This is a genomic window from Pseudomonas sp. MF7453, from assembly GCF_016405455.1.
GTDB classification, from domain to species: Bacteria; Pseudomonadota; Gammaproteobacteria; order Pseudomonadales; family Pseudomonadaceae; genus Aquipseudomonas; species Aquipseudomonas paralactis.
Map to the genome: position 1 here is coordinate 545,849 of NZ_JAEKCN010000002.1, position 19,856 is coordinate 565,704.

A 19,856-nucleotide genomic window follows, 5' to 3' on the forward strand; every position below is an offset into this window, starting at 1 on the left:
TAATGCATTGTCAAAAGCCCGTATCGCAGGATACGGGCTTTTTTTGATGTTTTGTTCACCATGTTCCGGTGTGAAGATCTGCATTGATGACCATAGCGTGTGATTTTCCCGAAGGGTTTCTTTCGGTGCTGCCAGTGCAAGCAAGTGAAATATGAATTCCTTGAGACGAAAGCTCTTGAATGACCAGGGTGCCTGTAACGACGCGTACGGCGTATTTGTTAATGCCTGTATCGACGCTGAACCAGACCCTGGTGTTAGTGAACTCACTATCCTCCAGATGAAAAACCGTCCCGGCCGCAGTGGTGTCCTCGAACTGTATATAAATTTCTCTCACGGTATCGCTAATTGCTTCAGCGTTCCGGCCAGTAATGCCATACATATGCTTTGTGGTGTCGTGCACGATATCCTTCGTCTGGATGGTGATGGCGTTCGAGTCGACGGAAACTGTAAAGCTTCCTTGAGCGCTGTTCGATTTTGGAAACAAGGCCCGTTGTTGGTGAGGTGTTAACGTTGCACTGTGTGCTGACATGATTGTGTCTCCATGAGTGACCAGTTAGGCGAAAGCAGCGGGTGCTCCGCAAGCGATGGCTTAGTTATGAGATCGCAGAAGACCTGCGCTGTAAACTGTCATAACTGACAGTATACGAATCGCGCAATTCATGAATGAGCACCGTTTGTTTCGCGCTCTAGTAGGTGCGCCAACGTGGCGCGAATCAAAGGGCCTGACTACCATGCAATTGATTTTTGGGTTGTATAAAACACTATTTTTAGTTCTTTTTTTACTAAGTATTCTCGGAGAAAAGAACGGGTTCAGGTGAGGGCGCCAAGCCAGGTCGATCCCAGCAGTACTATTCCCATGCATCTATTGAAACCTACTATCACTCCGGCAGAAGCCAGCGCCCGGCCTGATGCCACACCCAACAATGCCCAAGTACTCAAACACGGCAGTGAAATCAGGAAAAATATCAGAGACACGTACAGCACTTGTTTTTGTTGCTCAGTACCGTCGCCGACAAACACGCTAACTACTGCAAGTGCCATCATCCAGGACTTGGGATTGATCAGTTGCAAGCTCGCGGCTCCAAGCAGGCCAAGTCGCTTATGGGTTGTTTGCTCCTCCATGACATGCGGCGGTGCGCTGAAAATCCGCCACGCCAGGTAACTCAGCCAAGCCACACCGACCCACTGCATCACGGTTTGCACCCTGGGCACTTGCACCAGAGACTGGCCCACCCCGCAGCCCACCAGCAGCACAATCCCCGCCGCTCCCGCGCAGGCACCCAGAATAATTGGCAGTGTGGCCTTGAAACCGTAACGGGCACTGTTGCTCAGCACCAGGATATTGGTCGGGCCAGGGGTAATGCAGGCGACGAAGGCGAACAGCATGAACGGCACGAACGTGGACAGCATGGTGGGTGACTCCGATGGACCAATCGATGGAGTCGATCTTCACAAGCCTGGCGGTTAACTGTCTGGAAGATTTGAGCAGCGCTTTCGGTAGGCGGCGGGTGTCAGGCCGTAGGCGCGCACAAACCAGCGGCCCAGATGGCTTTGATCGGCGAAGCCCAGGGCCATCGCCACCGCTGCCGGCTGCTCGCCCTTGGCCAATAAACGCCGGGCACGTGTGAGCCGAAGTTGCACCAGGTAAGCGTGGGGCGCCAGGCCGAAGGCGCTCTTGAAGGCGCGGCTGAGGCGAAAGCGATCGACACCGCACGCCAGGGCCAACTCGTTCATGCCTATATCCTGATGCAGGTGGGCGTGCAGGTAGTCCCGTGCCTTGTGGGCCACCCGCGGTAAACGGGGATCGTCGCGGTAGCGCATGCGCCAGTAGAGCTGGCCGGTCAGGCGTTCCAGCAATTGGTCCAGAGCACTTTGCCGTACGATCCGCAGTTCGCTGTGGTGCAAGCTGTGAAATGCCTGGCTGGTGGCCAGGGCCAGGCGTGGGTCGTTGGCCAGGGTGCGGGCGAAGCTCAACTGATGGTGAGCGGGCGCTTCCTCGAATACGCTGCAGATTTCCCGTTCCAGCCAATGTGGGTCGAGGTAGAGCATGCGGTAAGTGAAGCCATCGACAGTAGGCGCATGGCCATCGTGGATCTCACCAGGCTCCAGCAGAAACACCTGGCCCGGCACGCTGTCATGCCGCGTGCGCCGGCAGTTGAATTGCTGTATGCCTTGTTCGGTGACGCCCACCAGATAGCTGTCATGCCAATGGGGGTCGTAGGCATGGCCCTCGAAATGCGCGCGCAGGGTCTCGATGCCGGTGTCGGCGTCCTGGTTCAGGTCGATCCAATTGTGCGCGCGCATACAACACCGAGGCTGAATGTAATGTGCAATTGGCGCCGACAACGGGGAGGGCGTCTAGAAGATTTGTGCAGTCTAGCCAAACAAGCCGGCGGCGATGTTGATCGAGAAACCTAGGATCGCCGTATTGAACAGAAAACCGATCAACGACTGCCCCAGCACCACCTTGCGCAGGCCACGGGTGGCGACGCCCACATCCGAGGTTTGCACCGCCACGCCGATGGTGAAGGAAAAATACAGGAAGTCCCAGTAGTTGGGTGTGAGCAAGCCTTCGGCAAAGCGCAGCGCCGGCTCCTTGCCTTGCCAGGTGTAATAGAGCCTGGCGTAGTGCACGCTGAAAATCACCCCGATCAACAGCCAGGAGCCGATCACCGTCAGCCCGGTGAAACCGTAGTGCAGCAGGCGCTCGGAAGCGGCCAGGTCCTTGCTGCCCACCAGTTCGAAGGTGATGGTGGCCAGGCTGGCGATGGCGGCGATGCACACCATGAACAACACCAGCCCGGCGTTTTCATCTTCGATTTCGGCGATGCGCTTGACGTCCTCGGCCTTGGCGCGAATGGTCAGCCATAGCATCAAAACGAGGTAGGTCCAGACGCCGATGTTCCAGCCGATCAGGACTTTGCTGGCGAGGGTGTCAGCCGGTACCAGAATGCCCACGGCAAGGCCCAGTACGGCTGCGGATGAGAGGCGAGGGTGGGTGCGGGCAAGGAAGGGCATGGTGGCTCACAAAGAACTATGTGTGAGCACCATAGCTTATTCGGGTGTACCTGATCATGAATGCAATCAATAACCCTGTGGGAACTGGCTTGCCTGCGATAGCGTTGGTTCAGGTAACACTTATGTTGCCTGTGCCGCCGTCATCGCAAGCAAGCCAGCTCCCACATTTGGCTGCGGCGATGATCAGTTTAGCTTATGGCGCTTGCGCACCAGCTTCATCACCACCACAAAGAACACCGGCACAAACACCACCGCCAATGTCGCCGTGATCATCCCGCCAATCACACCGGTACCAATCGCTTGCTGACTGGCCGAACTGGCCCCGGTGGCAATTGCCAATGGCACCACGCCGAGGATAAACGCCAGCGAGGTCATGATGATCGGTCGCAGGCGCAACCGCGCAGCCTTTAAGGTGGCGTCGATCAAGTCCTCGCCCTGGTCATACAGGTCCTTGGCGAACTCGATGATCAGGATCGCGTTTTTCGCCGACAGGCCGATGATGGTGATCAGGCCGACCTTGAAGAACACATCGTTGGGCATCCCGCGCAAGGAGACCGCCAGCACCGCACCCAGTACGCCCAGTGGCACCACCAGCAATACCGAGGTCGGGATCGACCAGCTCTCATACAGCGCCGCCAGGCACAGGAACACGATCAGCAATGACAGGCCCAACAGCAGCGGCGCCTGGGAGCCGGACAAGCGTTCCTGCAAGGACAAGCCGGTCCATTCCTGGCCCAGCCCGGCAGGCAACTGGCTGACCAGGCGCTGGATTTCGTCCATGGCTTCGCCCGTGCTGTGCCCCGGCGCCGCCTCACCGCTGATGGCGATGGCCGGGTAGCCGTTGTAGCGGGTCAACTGCGTCGGGCCCTGGGTCCACTTGGCTTCGACAAAGGCCGACAGCGGCACCATCTTGCCCGCGTTGTTGCGCACGTTGATCTTCATCAGGTCGGCCACCTGGCTGCGCTGGTCGCCTTCGGCCTGCACCACCACCCGCTGCATACGACCCTGGTTGGGGAAGTCGTTGACATAAGCCGAGCCGATCGCGGAAGACAGCACATTGCCCACATCGGCAAACGACACGCCCAGGGCATTGGCCTGCTTGCGGTCGACTTCCAGCTGCACTTGCGGGGCTTCGGCCAGGGCGCTTTCGCGCACGTTGGCCAGGATCGGGCTTTTTGCCGCGGCGTCCAGCAGTTCGGTACGTGCTGCCATCAAGCCGGCATGACCAACGCCGCCACGGTCCTGCAGGCGGAACTCGAAACCACTGGAGGTGCCGAGGCCATCCACCGGCGGTGGCAGGATCGCATAGGCAATCGCATCCTTGAGCTCGCTGAAGGCCATGTTGGCGCGGTCGGCAATCGACGCCGCCGAGTCATCGCTGCCGCGTTCAGACCAGTCCTTGAGCGTGGTAAACGCCAGCGCCGCGTTCTGCCCGGAACCGGAGAAACTGAAGCCCATGATCATGGTGGTATCACCCACTCCAGGTTCGCCTGCGTTGTGCGCCTCGATCTGTTCGGCCACCTGCACCGTGCGGTTCTTGCTGGCGCCGGGTGGCAGCTGGATATCGGTGATGGTGTAACCCTGGTCCTCCACCGGCAGGAACGAGGAGGGCAGGCGGCTGAACAACAGCCCCATGCCCACCAGCAATACCAGGTAGATCAGCAGGTAGCGGCCGCTGCGCTTGAGGGCATAGGCCACCCAGCCTTCATAACGGTCGGTAAGCTGCTCGAAGCGTCGGTTGAACCAGCCGAAGAACCCGCCCTTGGCGTGGTGTTCGCCCTTGGCAATCGGCTTGAGCAAGGTGGCGCACAGGGCCGGGGTCAAGGTCAGGGCCAGGAACGCCGAGAACAGGATCGAGGTGGCCATCGACAACGAAAACTGCTGGTAGATCACACCCACCGAGCCCGGCATGAAAGCCATCGGCAGGAACACCGCCACCAGCACCAGGGTAATACCGATGATGGCGCCGGTGATCTGGCCCATGGCTTTCTTGGTCGCGTCCTTGGGCGACAGGCCCTCGGTGGCCATGATGCGCTCGACGTTTTCCACCACCACAATGGCATCGTCCACCAGGATGCCGATGGCCAATACCATGCCGAACATGGTCAGCACGTTGATCGAGAAGCCCAGCAACAGCATGGTGGCAAAGGTGCCCATCAATGCAATCGGCACCACCAGCGTGGGGATCAGGGTGTAGCGCACGTTCTGCAGGAACAGGAACATCACCGCAAACACCAGCGCCATGGCTTCCAGCAGGGTGTAAACCACCTTGGTGATCGAGACCTTGACGAACGGTGAGGTGTCGTAGGGAATCTTGTATTCCACATTGGCCGGGAAGTAGCGCGACAGTTCATCCATCTTCGCCCGCACCAGGGTTGCGGTGCTCAGTGCGTTGGCGCCGGGCGACAGCTGCACGCTGACGGCGGTGGAGGGCTTGCCGTTCAGGCGCGTGGAGAACTGGTATTCCTGGCTGCCGACTTCCACGCGCGCCACATCGCCGATGCGCACGGTGGAACCGTCGGGGTTGGCCTTGAGCACGATGTCGGCGAATTCCGCCGGCGTCGACAGTTGGCCCTTGACCAGAATCGCCGCGGTGATTTCCTGGGTATTGGTGCCCGGCAAGTCCCCGATGCTGCCCGCCGAGACCTGGGCGTTCTGCGCGCTGATCGCGGCGTTGACGTCAGCCGGCGTCAGGTTGAAACCGATCAGCTTCTGCGGGTCGATCCAGATGCGCATGGCCCGCTCGGCGCCGTACAACTGCGCCTTGCCGACGCCGTCCAGACGCTTGAGCTCGTTCATCACGTTGCGCGCCAGGTAATCGCTGAGCGCAACGTCGTCGAGCTTGCCGTCGTTGGAGGTCAGGGTCACCAGCAGCAGGAACCCGGCGGAGACTTTTTCCACCTGCAAGCCTTGTTGAGTGACAGCCTGGGGCAGGCGCGGCTCAACGACCTTGAGGCGGTTCTGCACATCCACCTGGGCCATTTCCGGGTCGGTGCCCGGCTGGAAGGTCGCGGTGATCGTCGCCGAACCCAGGCTGCTTTGGGATTCGAAATACAGCAGGTGATCAGCGCCGTTGAGCTCCTGCTCGATCAGGCTGACCACGCTTTCGTCCAGGGTCTGGGCCGACGCGCCCGGGTACACCGCGTAGATTTCCACCTTCGGTGGCGCGACGTTGGGGTACTGAGCCACCGGCAACTGCGGGATGGCCAGGAAGCCGGCCAGCAGGATAAACAGGGCCACCACCCAGGCAAAAATCGGGCGGTCAATAAAGAACTGCGGCATGACGGGTTATTCCTTTACGAGCGGGCTGTCGTCCACTTCAACTTTTTCGCCGGGCCGTGCATGTTGCAGACCCTCGACGATAATGCGATCGCCGGGCTTGAGGCCACTGCTGACGATCCAGCGGTCCTCGATCACCGCACCCAGTTCCACCGGCTGCTGGCTGACGGTCTGCTCGGCGTCCAGCAGCAACACCATCGGGATACCGGCGCTGTCACGGGTGATGGCGCGTTGCGGCACGCTGATGCCTTGCTTGTCTACCGCTTGTTCCAGGCGTACCCGCACGAAGCTGCCGGGCAACAGGTCCAGATCCGGGTTGGGGAACTCGCTGCGCAAAATGATCTGCCCGGTGCCGGGATCTACGCTGATCTCGGCGAACAGCAGTTTGCCCGGCAACGGGTACAGGCTGCCGTCGTCCTGGATCAGCGTGGCCTTGGCCTGGTCCTGGCCGACCTGCTTCAAGCTCCCGGCACGAAAGGCGCGGCGCAGGTCGTTCAGCTCACGGGTGGATTGGGTGAGGTCAGCATGGATCGGGTCCAACTGCTGGATAATTGCCAGCGGCGTGGCTTCGTTCTGGCCGACCAGCGCGCCTTCGGTTACCAGGGCGCGACCGATGCGCCCGGAAATCGGCGCGGTCACGGTGGCATAGCCCAGGTTCAGCCTGGCGCGCTCGACCGCAGCCTTTTGCGCGGCAACCTCTGCGTTGGTCTGGCGCAGTGTGGCGCGGGCGTTGTCGTATTCCTGCCCGCTGATGGCGTTGCCCTCGACCAACTGGCTGTAGCGCTGCTCTTGCAGGCGCGCCTGGAATGCATTGGCCTCGGCCTTGCTGAGGTTGGCCTGGGCACTGTCCAGGTCAGCCTTGAACGGCGCCGGGTCAATACGGAACAGCACATCGCCCTGTTTCACATCGTGACCTTCCTTGAACACGCGTTGCATGACCACACCGGCGACCCGCGCGCGCACTTCGGCAATACGCGGCGCGGCGATACGCCCGCTCAGTTCGCTGGTAATGGACAGGGGCTTGGCCTGCAGGGTTTCGATGCGCACTTTGGCCAGGGGCATTTGTGGCGCCTCGTCTGCAGACTGGCCACACGCGCTCAGCGCCAGTGTGAGGGCCAACAGGCAAAACGGCGCAAATAGATTCTTCGACATGCTCTTATCCCAATATTGACTGGCGCATCCTAAGGACACCTGCGCCGTGGTGCTGTGAAGCTATGTAGGTCGTGTGTGAAGAAGTGTAAGGTGCAGCCCATAGTCGGCAGGGGGCGTATATCCTTGCACAATCCTGCAATTATTGAAGGTTCAATGTGGGAGGGGGCAAGCCCCTCCCACATTGGATCCCCGTACACCCAGCAAACAGTATTCATTGGAAACACCTTCATGCCCAACATCCTTCTGGTCGAAGACGACGCCGCACTCTCCGAGCTGATCGCCAGCTACCTGGAACGCAATGGCTATCACGTCAGCGTGCTCAGCCGTGGCGACCACGTACGCGAACGTGCACGTCTGAACCCGCCGGACCTGGTGATCCTCGACCTGATGCTGCCGGGCCTGGATGGCTTGCAAGTCTGCCGCCTGTTGCGCGCCGACTCGGCGGGCCTGCCGATTCTGATGCTGACTGCCCGCGACGACAGCCACGACCAGGTGTTGGGCCTGGAAATGGGCGCCGACGATTATGTAACCAAACCCTGCGAGCCGCGCGTGCTGCTGGCCCGGGTGCGCACGCTGCTGCGCCGCAGCAGCCTGTCTGAACCCCAGGTGGCCAACGACCGGATCATCATGGGCAACCTGTGCATCGACCTGTCGGAGCGCACCGTCACCTGGCGCGAGCAGGCGGTGGAACTGTCCAGCGGCGAATACAACCTGCTGGTCGTACTGGCGCGCCACGCCGGTGAAGTGCTCAGCCGCGACCAGATCCTGCAACGCCTGCGCGGCATCGAGTTCAACGGCACCGACCGCTCGGTAGACGTGGCCATTTCCAAACTGCGGCGCAAATTTGACGACCACGCCGGCGAAGCGCGCAAGATCAAGACCGTGTGGGGCAAGGGTTATCTGTTCAGCCGTTCCGAGTGGGAATGCTGAATCATGTTCCGTGTGCTGCTTCGCCTCTACCTGATCACCATCATTACCTATAGCGCCGCCATCTTTCTGATTCCCAAGCTGGTGATTCAGCTGTTCGAACACCGCTACATGAACTACAACATCGAACAGTCCCGTGGCCTGCAAAAGCTTATGGTCAAGCAGTACCAGCGCGCACCGGTAGAGCATTGGTCCCAGGTGACCGACCAGTTGAGCCGCGATTTTGCGCCCTTGAAGGTTCAATTGTTGCTGCGCCAGGACGCCCGCTATACACCTCAGGAAGAACAACTGCTGGAGCAAGGCAAGCCGGTGATTCGCCTGGGCGAGTGGGGCTGGATGGAAGAAATCAGCTCGCCGATCAATCAGCAGTTCGCGGTCAAGCTGACGATCCCGCCGGACCCGTTGGACATGAACCTGCTGTACTGGTCGATGAACGTGTTGGTTGGCGCAGCACTGCTGGCGTGCCTGTTGGTGTGGCTGCGTCCGCACTGGCGTGACCTGGAGCGCCTCAAAAGCACCGCCGCGCTGTTGGGCAAGGGCCATCTTGGGGAGCGTACGCGGCTTCTGCCGAGCTCCAGCATCGGCAGCCTGGCCGCAGTGTTCGACACCATGGCCGACGATATCGAGCACCTGCTCAATCAACAGCGCGACTTGCTTAATGCGGTCTCCCATGAACTGCGCACACCGCTCACGCGTCTGGATTTCGGCCTGGCCCTGGCGCTTTCCGAAGACATGCCCCCCGCCAGCCGCGAGCGCCTGCAAAGCCTGGTGGCGCATATTCGCGAGCTGGATGAGCTGGTGCTGGAATTGCTCTCCTACAGCCGCCTGCAAAATCCTGCGCAATTGCCCGAACGCGTCGAGGTGGCGCTCGATGAGTTTATCGACAGCGTGCTGGGCAGCGTCGACGACGAGCTGGAAAACCCCGAGATCGTCATCGACGTGGCGCTGGACTGCAGCGTCGAGCGCTTCAGCCTCGACCCGCGCCTTACCGCCCGCGCCTTGCAGAACCTGCTGCGCAATGCGACGCGCTACTGCGATAAACGCATCCAGGTGGGGGTCAAGGTGTGTCCCAACGGCTGCGAAATCTGGGTGGATGACGACGGCATCGGCATACCGGTGGACCAGCGCGAGCGCATCTTCGAACCGTTCTACCGCCTGGACCGCAGCCGCGACCGCGCCACCGGCGGCTTTGGCCTGGGCCTGGCGATCAGCCGGCGCGCCCTGGAGGCCCAGGGCGGCACCTTGACGGCGCTGGCGTCGTCGCTGGGCGGAGCGCGGTTTCGGCTGTGGTTGCCGACTCAGAGGTAGATCACAGCACCTTGACCGCGCGGCCGATAGCTTGGATCGGCCCGGTCGGCTTGCCAGTGGGTGAGCCGGCTGGGCCTTCAAGTGTCAGCTCGAACAGTTGGTTTTGCGTAAGCGGCGGCAGGTTGTCCAAGTGCATCGACAGCGTCTGCCCCGGTTTGACCAAACCCAGGGACACCGGCGCTTGCCAGCCGTCACCCTTGGTCCAGAATTGCAGGGCCTTGTCCGCTGGCACTTGCACCACTCCCAAGGGAATCAACTGGATCTTCTGGTCATTGCTGGCCTGGATGACCCAACCGGGTGACTGGCCTTGCGGCGCCGCCAGTACCACCACAAAGGTCGGGTTGGCGGCAGGCGGGCGGGTCAGCAACAGCGTCGCCAATACGATGCTTGCCGCCAGCCCAGCGGCGGCCAGGCCACGCCATAGGGCCAGCAGGTTCCACCAGGAGACAAAGGCCGGCGGTGGCGCGAGTGTGCTTTGTATGCGCCGCCATAATTGCGGGGAGGGAGGCACCGGTTCGGCCAGCGCCGTCAGCGGCAACAGGCGCTGCTCCCAGGCATCCACCGCCTTGCGCAGCGCGCTGTCGTGTCCGATGCGCTGCTCAACGTCGGCCCGTTGCTCAGGGGGCAGCGTGCCCAATACGTATTCGCTGGCCAGTTCGTCGTTGTTCATGCCATGCACTCCCGGAGCGCGGCGAGGCTGCGTTTGATCCAGGCTTTGATCGTCCCCAGTGGGGTGCCTAGTTTCTCCGCGATTTCGCTATGAGAATAGCCGTCGACGTAGGCATGCAGGATGCACCGGCGGCGTGCCGGATCAAGGTGCGCCAGGCAGGTGTGGATCTGCCCCGAGCGTGCCGTGAACTCAAAGGTTTCGGCAGGTTCGGCGTGTGGTTCGTGCGCTTGGCTCAAGGCAATCTCGCGGCCGGCATTGCGCACGATATTCAGTGCCAGGTGCCGAGTGATGCTGAACATCCATCCACGCGCCGAGCCTCGGCTAAGGTCGAAACCGGCGGCTCCGTTCCAGATCTTGATAAATGCGTCATGCACCACATCCTCGGCCAGCCCCTTGTCACGCACGATGCGCAGCGCTACGCCCAGCAAATGGCTGCTGTCTTGCTCGTACAAGCGGCGCAGGGCCTGTTGATCGCCACGGGCGCAGGCCGACAGGCAGGCTTCGTAATCAAACACATGACTTCCTCAAGGCAACCCCCATGCAAGCACGTCGCCTGCACTGAGGGATGCAATTTCCTTTGGGCAGCGTAGTCGAGTTTGCTCAGTTGGATACCCAGAAAATGTAGTCGGCCTGGTATTTCACCTTTTCCTGCTTGCCCTTGTCGGCGGCGGTGCATTCACTGCTCGGCGCCACGCCGCCCTTGAGTGCAACCCGCTGTATATAGCTCACGCCAGTCATCGCGCCCTGGCCTTCAGCCGGATTAGCCTTGACCAGTTGATAGGGCAGGTTGCCCGGGCTCGATGGCGCCACGGCCAATTGCGTGGCGGTGATCCTGGAGCCGTCCTTGGCCTGCCAGGTCGCCGGTGGGCCGAAGTAGGTGCCTACTTGCTTGCCGCTGCGATCATTCAGCACGGCCTTGGGGCCGACAAAGGTCCATTCGGTCTGGCCTGCAGCATTGGCCTTGTCGCGACACTCATAGGTGATTTCGCCGATGCCTGTGGTCTCCATCGCAATCTTGTGACCCTGGGGCACCTTGATACTGTCAGGCAGGCCGGCCTGGGCAAAGGTGGCGGGGCTGGCGATAAGCAAACCGGTGAAGCAGAGCAGGGCTTTAGCGTTCATGGTGATTCTCCATTGGGTAGAACAGCACGGTTACTGAAGGTATTACCCATGAGCGGATCAATTGGATGCAGCGTTTAGAAAATAAAGTTTGGAGTGCATACGATGAAAAGGCATAAAGTCAGATCATATTGGTATAAGTGGTTATAAGAAAAATCGCTATCCTGCGCCCAGAAATTTATAAGGCTGCAGGTAGCTGTAATGGATGTGGGTAATATTGGTTTCGTGGTTGCCGGCCTGATCGTTGGTTTTATCGTGGGCATGACCGGTGTCGGTGGTGGCTCGCTGATGACGCCGATTTTGTTGTGGTTTGGTATCAATCCGGCCACTGCGGTGGGCACTGACTTGCTGTATGCCGCCATCACCAAGTCCGGTGGCGTGCTGGTGCATAGCAAGAACCGCAATATCGACTGGACCATCACTGGCTGGCTGACTTTGGGCAGTGTGCCTGCGGTGCTTTTGACGCTGTGGTTCATTGCCAGCCTGCACACCGACCCCAGCGCGATGAATGCGGTGATCAAGCAGGCGCTGGGCTTTGTGCTGTTGCTGACCGCATTGGCGATCCTGTTCAAGAAAAGCCTGTTGGCCTTTGCTCAGCGACATGCCGGTGATGACTACCACATGCGCCCGCGCAACCTGAACGCCCTGACCGTGGTGACCGGCGCGGTGCTCGGCACCATGGTGGCCTTGACGTCCATTGGCGCCGGGGCCCTCGGCACGGTGGCGCTGTTTATTCTGTACCCGTTCCTGGCCACGCGCCGCCTGGTGGGCACCGAAATCGCCCACGCCGTGCCCCTGACCCTGGTGGCGGGCCTGGGTCATGCCAGCATGGGCAACATGGACTGGCACCTGCTGGGCTTCTTGCTGATGGGCTCGTTGCCGGGGATCTACTTTGGCAGCCATATGACCGGCAAGATTTCCGACAGCGTGTTACGCCCGTGCCTGGCGGTCATGTTGATGGCGGTGGGGTACAAGCTGGCGTTCTGAGCCGCATGTGCTCCAAATGTGGGAGGGGGCTTACCCCCGATGAGGGAGTGTCAGTCAATACCTCCAAGTCTGACACACCGCTATCGGGAGCAAGCCCCCTCCCACAGTTTGAGCGCGATCGGCTTCAGGCCTTCGCCGGGCCGTCGCCGATTTGCCATACAAACGGTGGTTCTGTCCCATTGATCACCCAGTCACCCACGATGCGCGCCTTGTAGATCAGCGGATTGTGCAAAGACCGTCCGTGCGTTGCGCCAATGTCGGTCCAGCGCCTTGCCCGCCGGGACTTTGCTCCCCTGTTTACGGTGAGCAGGGGCGATTCGGTGTTGCTCCAGCAACAGTGGATCGACAAACCGCTGCGATACCTGACACCAGCGTCGTACTGATTCGAGGTGCTTTTTTTAGCGCAGCGCTTGTGGTGAGGGCGTTTGCGCGGCCTGGCACGCTTGCTGCGTAAGCCACAGGACATCCCTTTGTGCGAGGTACCGTCCGATGAGTCAGCAAGCCGTGAAATTTGCCTATTGGGTGCCCAACGTCAGCGGTGGGCTGGTGGTCAGCAAGATCGAACAGCGCACCCACTGGGGCATCGATTACAACCGCAAACTGGCGCAACTGGCCGAAGCTGCCGGCTTTGAATACGGCCTGACCCAGATCCGCTTCACCGCCGGTTACGGCGCCGAAAACCAGCATGAATCCGTGGCATTCAGCCATGCGCTGCTGGCCGCCACCACCACGCTGAAGGTGATTGCGGCGATCCTGCCCGGCCCCTGGCAACCGGCGCTGGCCGCCAAGCAGTTGGCGACCATCGACCAGCTCACCAACGGTCGGATCGCGGTGAACATCGTCAGCGGCTGGTTCAAGGGCGAATTCCAGGCCATTGGTGAGCCTTGGCTGGAGCATGATGAGCGCTATCGTCGTTCCGAAGAATTTATCCGCAGCCTCAAAGGTATCTGGACCCAGGATGACTTCACCTTCAAGGGCGACTTCTACCGCTTCAACAACTACACCCTCAAACCCAAGCCCCTGGGGCAGCCCGAGATCTTCCAGGGCGGCAGCTCAAGGGCGGCGCGGGACATGGCCGCGCGGGTCTCGGACTGGTATTTCACCAACGGCAATACTCCCGAAGGTATCAAGGCCCAGGTCGATGATATTCGTGCCAAGGCCGCCGCCAATCACCATTCGGTGAAAGTAGGCGTGAATGCTTTTATCATCGCCCGCGACACCGAAGAAGAGGCCAGGGCCGTGCTGGCGGAGATCATCGACAAGGCCGACCCGGAAGCGGTCAACGCCTTCGGTGATGCTGCCAGGCAAGCGGGCAAGGCCTCGCCGGAAGGTGAGGGTAACTGGGCCAAGTCCAGCTTTGAAGACCTGGTGCAATACAACGATGGGTTCAAGACCAACCTGATCGGCACCCCGCAGCAGATCGCCGAGCGCATCGTCGCGCTCAAGGCGGTGGGCGTGGACCTGGTGCTGGCTGGCTTCCTGCACTTTCAGGAAGAAGTCGAGTATTTCGGCAAACGGGTCTTGCCGCTGGTGCGCGAGCTGGAGGTCGAGGCGGGTGTAGGAGCGAGCTTGCTCGCGAAAAACGTTAACGAAAAAGTAGCTAGCCTGGTTTAGCGCGGGGTCTGGGCGTTTTTCGCGAGCGAGCTCGCTCCTACAGGCTATAGCGGTGGTTAGGGGTGATTTTGCAAGGTCAACACCTCGAAGCCATCTGCCGTCACCGCCACGGTATGCTCCCACTGCGCCGACAGGCTGTTGTCCCTGGTTACCACGGTCCAGCCGTCTTTGAGGCTGCGCACTTTGGCGCTGCCCTGGTTAAGCATGGGTTCGACGGTAAACACCATGCCTTCGCGCAGTTCCAGGCCGGTGCCGGGGCGGCCGAAGTGCAGCACCTGCGGCTCTTCATGCATCTCCCGCCCGATGCCATGGCCGCAGTACTCGCGCACCACGCTGTAGCCGTTGGCTTGCGCATGGCTCTGGATCGCATGGCCGATATCACCCAGGCGTGCGCCGGGCCTGACCTGGCGGATGCCGGCCCACATCGCTTCAAAGGTCATTTCCACCAGGCGCTTGGCCTTGGGCGCCACGTTGCCGATCATGTACATCTTGCTGGAGTCGGCAATAAAGCCGCCTTTTTCCAGGGTGATGTCGATGTTGATGATGTCGCCGTCCTTGAGGATTTGCCTGGCGCTGGGCATGCCATGGCACACCACTTCGTTGATCGACGTGTTAATGCAGAAAGGGTAGTCGTACTGCCCGAGGCTGGCCGGGCGAGCCTTGAGGTCGTTGCGAATGAAGGCTTCGACGGCGCTGTCCAGCTCCAGAGTGGAACGGCCGGCAGCGACAAAACCGTCGAGCATGTCGAATACCTGAGCCAGCAAGCGCCCGGATTCGCGCATCACAGCCAGTTGCGCGGCGGTCTTGATCATCAGCTGCGCCCCCGGATCAGGTGCGCCCCCGGATCAGGTCGGGCTTGTCCAGCAACAGCTTGTTGATCAGCTCGTTGTAGGGCAGGTGTGGGTTGAGCTCGGCAAGCAGGCCTATCTTGATCCAGAACTCGGCCTGGGCGTTGATCGAGCGGTCCATGGCGGCGCTGGCCAGGCGTAGCTGTTCGTGCAGTGGGTCGGTGATCTTGACGATGCCCATGGGGTTCACTGTGTCTGGTTGATATACAAAGCGTATATGTTTTGTATGTCCGCTGTAAACATCATGGCGAGAGGGTTAAACGTTTAATCGAAGCCATTCGAAGACGATCACGCCTCGCCCAAATACGTTATATAACGCAGCACGCGCCTTATGAAGAATGGTTACAACGCCAGCCGAATTTGCCGCGTAGGCTTGGGGATGACAAGCGTCTTACAGGGTTGGCAAGACGTGAACTGCCAGCGACTGCCAGACACATGAGCAACCGCTTGGCAGTCTCAAAAAAAGGAGAAGTTAGCCATGCTTTCGGAACTAGAGCTTCGCAGCATTATTGAAGGAAGTTTCCTGCCTAAACGGTGCGAATGCACCAAAGCCGAAGATGCCTCGTTGACCATAAAAATCTTTGATGACCGCAACCGTGACCGGGTGGATTTGGAAGTCAAAGGCATCAACGCGGACAAGCTCGACAGCAGTCGAGCGATTTGCAACCTGATCACCGGGTTGCGTGAGGATCTCAAGTACAGCCACGCCCCGGTCCTGCAACGCGCAGGCGGGCGCGGTTATCACTAACCACTGTAGGAGCGAGCTTGCTCGCGAAAAGCGTAAAGACACCGCGTTACTCCAGGATGTGCGCGTTATCGTTAACACTTTTCGCGAGCAAGCTCGCTCATGCAACCACTATTTGGCTCACGCCAGTTGGTGGCGATAGGGCAGGTCGGGGCCGGTCTTGGTACAGGTCAGCGCGGCAGCCCGAATCGCAAAGCCGAGCATGTCATCCATTTGCGCGCGCGTGAGCTGTTGCAGGCCAGTCACTGAATCAAGCTGATGCTCGGTCAGCCAGGCAATCAACGCCGCCTGAAACGTATCGCCGGCGCCGACGGTATCGGCCATTTGCACTTCGACCGCAGCGGCAGACCAACTGCCATGCTGGCGGCTGAACACCGATGCACCGTCGCCGCCGCGGGTGAGGAACACCAGTTGGCAGCGGTGCTGCAGCCAGCCTTGCAGCACACTTTCGGGTGACTGATCGGGGTAGAGCAGGTGCAAGTCCTCGTCGCTGACCTTGATCAGGTCGGCATGTTGCACCAGCTGCGCCACGCGCGTGCGCCACAGTTGAATATCCGGCTGCGGGTTGAGACGTACATTGGGGTCCAGGCTGATCAGGCGCTTGCCGCTTTCGCGCTTGACCAGGTTCAGCAAGGTGTCGCCAATGGGTTGCACCACCAGCGAGAACGAACCGATATGCAGCCCACGCACCTCATCACCCAGGGGCGGCAGGTGCGTCAACTCTAACTGGCGGTCGGCGCAGCCTTCGCCACGGAAGCTGTACTGCGGCGAGCCATTGGCACCCACGGCAACCATCGCCAGGGTGGTCGGCGCGTCGAACTCCACCAGAAAACGTTCACTGACGCCTTCGGCCTTGAGCACCTGGTGCAAGCGGCGCCCGAGGTAATCGGTGGACAACCCGGCAAACAGCCCCGACTCAACGCCCAGACGGCGCAGGCCCACGGCCACGTTGAACGGCGAGCCCCCGGCAATCGCCTTGTAGTTGACCCTGGAGGGCTGCCCGCTGGCATCCTCCTCGCTGAAAAAATCAAACAGCGCCTCACCACACACCAGATACATAGTCGTTCGCTCTTAAAGGGATGCCACGTGCTGTTGATAACGCTCATACGCCTGTTGATAGGCGCTGACACGCTCGGGTGCCGGCAAGGTGCGGCTGGCCGGGTCGATGCTCACACATCTGTCGCACAGGCTGGCCAGGGGTTCGCCGCTCTGGCACCAGGCCGCCTGGATCGCCGCACCGAGGGCCGCGGCTTCACTCTGTTCGGTACACACCACTTCGGTGTGCATGATATCGGCGACCATCTGCCGCCACACCGGGCTTTTTGAACCGCCGCCAATCAGGCGGATGCTCTGGCTTTGCAGGCCGGTCTGACGCAGCAGGTCAAGGCCATAGCGCAGGCCGAAGGTAGTACCTTCGACTACCGCACGGCACAGGTTGGCACGGGTCAGGTTGGTCATGGTCAGGCCGTGCAGGCTGCCGGTGGCGTGGGGCAGGGCGGGCACGCGCTCGCCATTGAGAAACGGCAGCATGCAAACGCCGTCGGCGCCGATGGGGGCTTGTTCGACCAGGGCGTTGAAGGCATTCAGGTCCAGTTCGAGCAGCTCGCGAATCGCCCCGGTGGCGTTGGTCAGGTTCATGGTGCAGATCAGCGGCAGCCAACCGCCACTCGACGAACAAAAGGTCGCTACCGACGCCTGCGGGCTGATGTTGGGCTGCTCGGCAAATGCGTACACGGTGCCCGATGAGCCCAGGCTCATGGTGATCACGCCGGGGGCGATATTGCCGGTGCCGATGGCGCCCATCATATTGTCGCCGCCGCCGCTGGACACCACGGCATTGGGGTTGATGCCCAGCCGCTCGGCGATGGCCGGCAGGATCGTGCCCACTGCCTGGTCGGCTTCGATCAACTGCGGCAGCGCTGCTTCCAGGTGACCGCTGGGGTCGATGTGCCGGAGTAACGCCACGTCCCAGCTGCGGCTGCGCACGTCGAAGTAACCGCTGCCGGAGGCATCGCCATAGTCAGCGCAGGCGCGGCCGGTGAGCCAGTAGTTGAGGTAGTCGTGGGGCAGCAGAATATGGGCGATGCGCGCAAACACCTCCGGGTGCTGTTCGCGGGTCCAGAGCAGTTTCGACACCGTGTACCCCGGTGCGATTGCTACGCCCAGGCGTTCCAAAGAGCCGCTTTCACCGCCCAGGTGGTGCAGCAGGCGCTCGTTCTCCGGGGTGGTTTCGGTGTCGCACCATAACTTGGCCGGGCGCAGCACTTCACCTTGTTCGTCCAGCAGCACCAGGCCGTGCTGCTGGCCGGACACACCGATACCGAGGATGTCCTGGCCATCGACTCCGGCCTGTTGCAGGGCGCGGTGGGTGGCTTCGGTGAAAGCGTCCAGCCATTCCTGAGTGTGTTGCTCGCGCCGGCCGTTGGCGCCGCTGATCAGTGTGTGCGCGGCGGCGCCCAGGCCCAGTACTTTGCCGCTGTTAGCGTCGAGGACAATGGCCTTGGTGCCCTGGGTGCCGCAGTCGATACCGAGGTAAAGGTTTTGCTGGGTCATGATGGAGTGCTCAGCAGTATTATTTTTGGATTGGTAACCCGGTCAAGTGTGGGAGGGGGCTTGCTCCCGATGAGGGAGTGTCAGTCAAATACCTTTCTCTGACCTACCGCTATCGGGAGCAAGCTCCCTCCCACATTTTTAATCCGGTTTGTTCAGGAGTTGTTGCAGGGTTTCGGTGACGCCGTTGTCACGCAAGCTTGCATAACAGCGCTCAAACGCTGCCACAAACGCCGCCGACTTGGGAATAGCCGTGCCGAAAATCTCCTCCACGCCCAGCAAGCGCTGGCTGATCAGCGCGTCATCACTCACCAGCCCCTGGCAGAACTCGGCCCGTGGGTCGGGGATGTTGTAGCGCTCGCCATTTTCGTCCACGCCCTTGAGATACAGGGCCCAGGCCGCCACGACGAGTGCGGCGCGCTCGGTTTCACGGCTATCGGTAATCAAGCGATTGATGGTCGGCACGGTGAACTTGGGAAACTTCGACGACCCATCGGAACACACGCGTTCCAACTGGTCGGCAATCGCCTGGTTGGAAAAGCGCTCCACCAGCGTCTGCTTGTACGCCGTCAGGTCGATGCCCGGCACCGGCGCCAGATGCGGTGTGACGTCCAGGTCCATGTACGCACGCATATACGCCACGAACAGCGGGTCGTTCATGGTCTCGTGAACAAACCGATAACCCTTGAGAAACCCCAGGTAGGTAAGGGCCAGATGGCTGCCGTTAAGCAGGCCGATCTTCATCTCTTCATAAGGCGTCACGTCATTGGTGAACTGCACGCCGACCTTTTCCCAGGCCGGGCGCCCGTTGACGAATTTGTCTTCCAGCACCCACTGCACGAACGGCTCGCACACCACCGGCCAGGCATCGTCGATACCGTGCGCGTCATGCAGTTGCAGGCGGTGGGCAGTGCTGGTCATCGGCGTGATGCGGTCGACCATGGCGTTCGGGAAGCTCACGTTGGCTTTGATCCAGTCATGCAGCTCGGCGTTGTGCAGCGCGGCGAAGGCCAGCAGTGCCTTGCGGGTGACGGCGCCGTTGTGCGGCAGGTTATCGCAGGACATCACGGTAAATGCCGCAGTGCCGGCGGCGCGGCGCTGGGTGAGCGCAGCGCAGATAAAACCGAACACGGTTTTAGGCGTCTTGGGGTGCGCCAGGTCATGCTGGATCTGCGGCAGGTGGGCCATGAATTCGCCGTTGCTGTCGTCGATGCAGTAGCCGCCCTCGGTGATGGTCAGCGAGACGATGCGGATCTGTGGGCTGGCGAGTTTATCGATCAACGCCTGGGCGCCGTCTTCGGCCAGCAGCATATCGCTGAGTGCGCCGATGACGCGCACCTCGGTGTCGTCGGTGTCACCTAATTCGTAGAGGGTGAACAGGTAATCCTGGCCGGCCAGGTCGTCGCGGGCCTTGCGGTCCTCGGCCCGCAGGCCCACGCCGCAGATGCTCCAATCCAGGCCCTCGCCGGTATTCATCAACGCGTCGGTGTAATACGCCTGGTGTGCGCGGTGAAAGCCACCGACGCCGATATGGGCGATGCCCTGGCGGGTATCGGCAAGCGCATAGGCCGGGATTTTCACCTGGGGCGCCAGTTGGGTGAGGTTGTGCTTATTGAGTTTCATCGGGCAATACTCGCGG

Annotated in this window: 19 protein-coding genes and 1 pseudogene; 5 read left to right on the forward strand and 15 right to left on the reverse strand. The window is 60.8% G+C overall.

The features are described 5' to 3' along the window. Positions 1-55: 55 nt before the first annotated feature. From JFT63_RS03825 to JFT63_RS03800, 6 genes are all read right to left on the reverse strand, one after another. Positions 56-529, reverse strand: a complete 474-nt coding sequence (locus tag JFT63_RS03825) for a hypothetical protein (RefSeq protein WP_057702897.1) — start codon at positions 527-529, stop codon at positions 56-58. Positions 530-810: 281 nt separating this feature from the next. Beyond that, positions 811-1,410 carry a LysE family translocator gene (locus JFT63_RS03820; protein WP_057702898.1) on the reverse strand — a complete coding sequence of 200 codons (600 nt, stop codon included), beginning with the start codon at positions 1,408-1,410 and terminating at the stop codon, positions 811-813. A 54-nt stretch (positions 1,411-1,464) separates the two neighbouring features. Continuing rightward, complete coding sequence (locus JFT63_RS03815) at positions 1,465-2,304, reverse strand: AraC family transcriptional regulator (protein ID WP_198843508.1); 840 nt, start codon at positions 2,302-2,304, stop codon at positions 1,465-1,467. A 72-nt stretch (positions 2,305-2,376) separates the two neighbouring features. Next, on the reverse strand, positions 2,377-3,018 hold the full coding sequence (locus tag JFT63_RS03810) for a DUF1345 domain-containing protein (protein WP_198843507.1): 642 nt from the start codon (positions 3,016-3,018) through the stop codon (positions 2,377-2,379). Between the two features lie 183 nt (positions 3,019-3,201). Beyond that, a complete protein-coding gene (locus JFT63_RS03805) occupies positions 3,202-6,300 on the reverse strand; it encodes an efflux RND transporter permease subunit (RefSeq protein ID WP_057702901.1) in 3,099 nt (1,032 codons plus the stop codon). Positions 6,301-6,306: 6 nt separating this feature from the next. Further along, positions 6,307-7,449 carry an efflux RND transporter periplasmic adaptor subunit gene (locus JFT63_RS03800; RefSeq protein ID WP_057702902.1) on the reverse strand — a complete coding sequence of 381 codons (1,143 nt, stop codon included), beginning with the start codon at positions 7,447-7,449 and terminating at the stop codon, positions 6,307-6,309. Between the two features lie 228 nt (positions 7,450-7,677). On the opposite strand from JFT63_RS03800, the gene JFT63_RS03795 reads away from it, so the two are divergent. Both JFT63_RS03795 and JFT63_RS03790 read left to right on the forward strand, forming a co-directional pair. Continuing rightward, on the forward strand, positions 7,678-8,379 hold the full coding sequence (locus tag JFT63_RS03795; protein ID WP_005788610.1) for a response regulator transcription factor: 702 nt from the start codon (positions 7,678-7,680) through the stop codon (positions 8,377-8,379). A 3-nt stretch (positions 8,380-8,382) separates the two neighbouring features. Then, a complete protein-coding gene (locus tag JFT63_RS03790; protein WP_198843506.1) occupies positions 8,383-9,684 on the forward strand; it encodes an ATP-binding protein in 1,302 nt (433 codons plus the stop codon). Between the two features lies 1 nt (position 9,685). On the opposite strand, the gene JFT63_RS03785 is transcribed toward JFT63_RS03790, so the two are convergent. From JFT63_RS03785 to JFT63_RS03775, 3 genes are all read right to left on the reverse strand, one after another. Beyond that, a complete protein-coding gene (locus tag JFT63_RS03785; RefSeq protein WP_198843505.1) occupies positions 9,686-10,354 on the reverse strand; it encodes an anti-sigma factor in 669 nt (222 codons plus the stop codon). After that, positions 10,351-10,869 carry a sigma-70 family RNA polymerase sigma factor gene (locus JFT63_RS03780; RefSeq protein WP_057702905.1) on the reverse strand — a complete coding sequence of 173 codons (519 nt, stop codon included), beginning with the start codon at positions 10,867-10,869 and terminating at the stop codon, positions 10,351-10,353. The genes JFT63_RS03785 and JFT63_RS03780 overlap by 4 nt, the downstream gene beginning before the upstream one ends. Positions 10,870-10,954: 85 nt before the next feature. Continuing rightward, entirely contained in the window at positions 10,955-11,476 is a 522-nt protein-coding gene (locus tag JFT63_RS03775) for a DUF3455 domain-containing protein (RefSeq protein WP_057702906.1), read from the reverse strand. A 198-nt stretch (positions 11,477-11,674) separates the two neighbouring features. Here JFT63_RS03775 and JFT63_RS03770 point away from each other — a divergent pair, with 198 nt between their 5' ends. Continuing rightward, a complete protein-coding gene (locus tag JFT63_RS03770) occupies positions 11,675-12,460 on the forward strand; it encodes a sulfite exporter TauE/SafE family protein (protein ID WP_198843504.1) in 786 nt (261 codons plus the stop codon). Between the two features lie 124 nt (positions 12,461-12,584). On the opposite strand, the pseudogene JFT63_RS03765 reads toward JFT63_RS03770, so the two are convergent. Then, positions 12,585-12,750 (reverse strand): annotated as a pseudogene (locus JFT63_RS03765) (monooxygenase); the annotation flags it as partial. Between the two features lie 199 nt (positions 12,751-12,949). Between JFT63_RS03765 and sfnG the strand changes: the two are divergent. Next, positions 12,950-14,074 (forward strand): dimethylsulfone monooxygenase SfnG, encoded by a 1,125-nt coding sequence (gene sfnG / locus JFT63_RS03760; RefSeq protein WP_198843503.1) that lies wholly within the window; start codon positions 12,950-12,952, stop codon positions 14,072-14,074. A 56-nt stretch (positions 14,075-14,130) separates the two neighbouring features. On the opposite strand, the gene map is transcribed toward sfnG, so the two are convergent. Both map and JFT63_RS03750 read right to left on the reverse strand, forming a co-directional pair. Beyond that, positions 14,131-14,886, reverse strand: a complete 756-nt coding sequence (gene map, locus JFT63_RS03755) for a type I methionyl aminopeptidase (RefSeq protein ID WP_198843502.1) — start codon at positions 14,884-14,886, stop codon at positions 14,131-14,133. Between the two features lie 16 nt (positions 14,887-14,902). Beyond that, positions 14,903-15,103 (reverse strand): ParD-like family protein, encoded by a 201-nt coding sequence (locus JFT63_RS03750; protein ID WP_198843501.1) that lies wholly within the window; start codon positions 15,101-15,103, stop codon positions 14,903-14,905. A gap of 297 nt (positions 15,104-15,400) precedes the next feature. On the opposite strand from JFT63_RS03750, the gene JFT63_RS03745 reads away from it, so the two are divergent. Then, the gene (locus tag JFT63_RS03745) at positions 15,401-15,670 is read left to right on the forward strand and encodes a DUF1652 domain-containing protein (RefSeq protein ID WP_057702911.1); all 270 of its coding nucleotides are present in this window, start codon (positions 15,401-15,403) and stop codon (positions 15,668-15,670) included. 117 nt (positions 15,671-15,787) lie between these two features. Here JFT63_RS03745 and JFT63_RS03740 read toward each other — a convergent pair whose 3' ends face one another. From JFT63_RS03740 to JFT63_RS03730, 3 genes are all read right to left on the reverse strand, one after another. Further along, on the reverse strand, positions 15,788-16,726 hold the full coding sequence (locus JFT63_RS03740) for a carbohydrate kinase family protein (protein WP_198843500.1): 939 nt from the start codon (positions 16,724-16,726) through the stop codon (positions 15,788-15,790). 12 nt (positions 16,727-16,738) lie between these two features. After that, positions 16,739-18,220 (reverse strand): xylulokinase, encoded by a 1,482-nt coding sequence (xylB, locus tag JFT63_RS03735; protein WP_198843499.1) that lies wholly within the window; start codon positions 18,218-18,220, stop codon positions 16,739-16,741. 138 nt (positions 18,221-18,358) lie between these two features. Then, positions 18,359-19,840, reverse strand: coding sequence for a mannitol dehydrogenase family protein (locus JFT63_RS03730; protein ID WP_198843498.1), 1,482 nt, complete (start codon positions 19,838-19,840; stop codon positions 18,359-18,361). Positions 19,841-19,856: the final 16 nt, after the last annotated feature.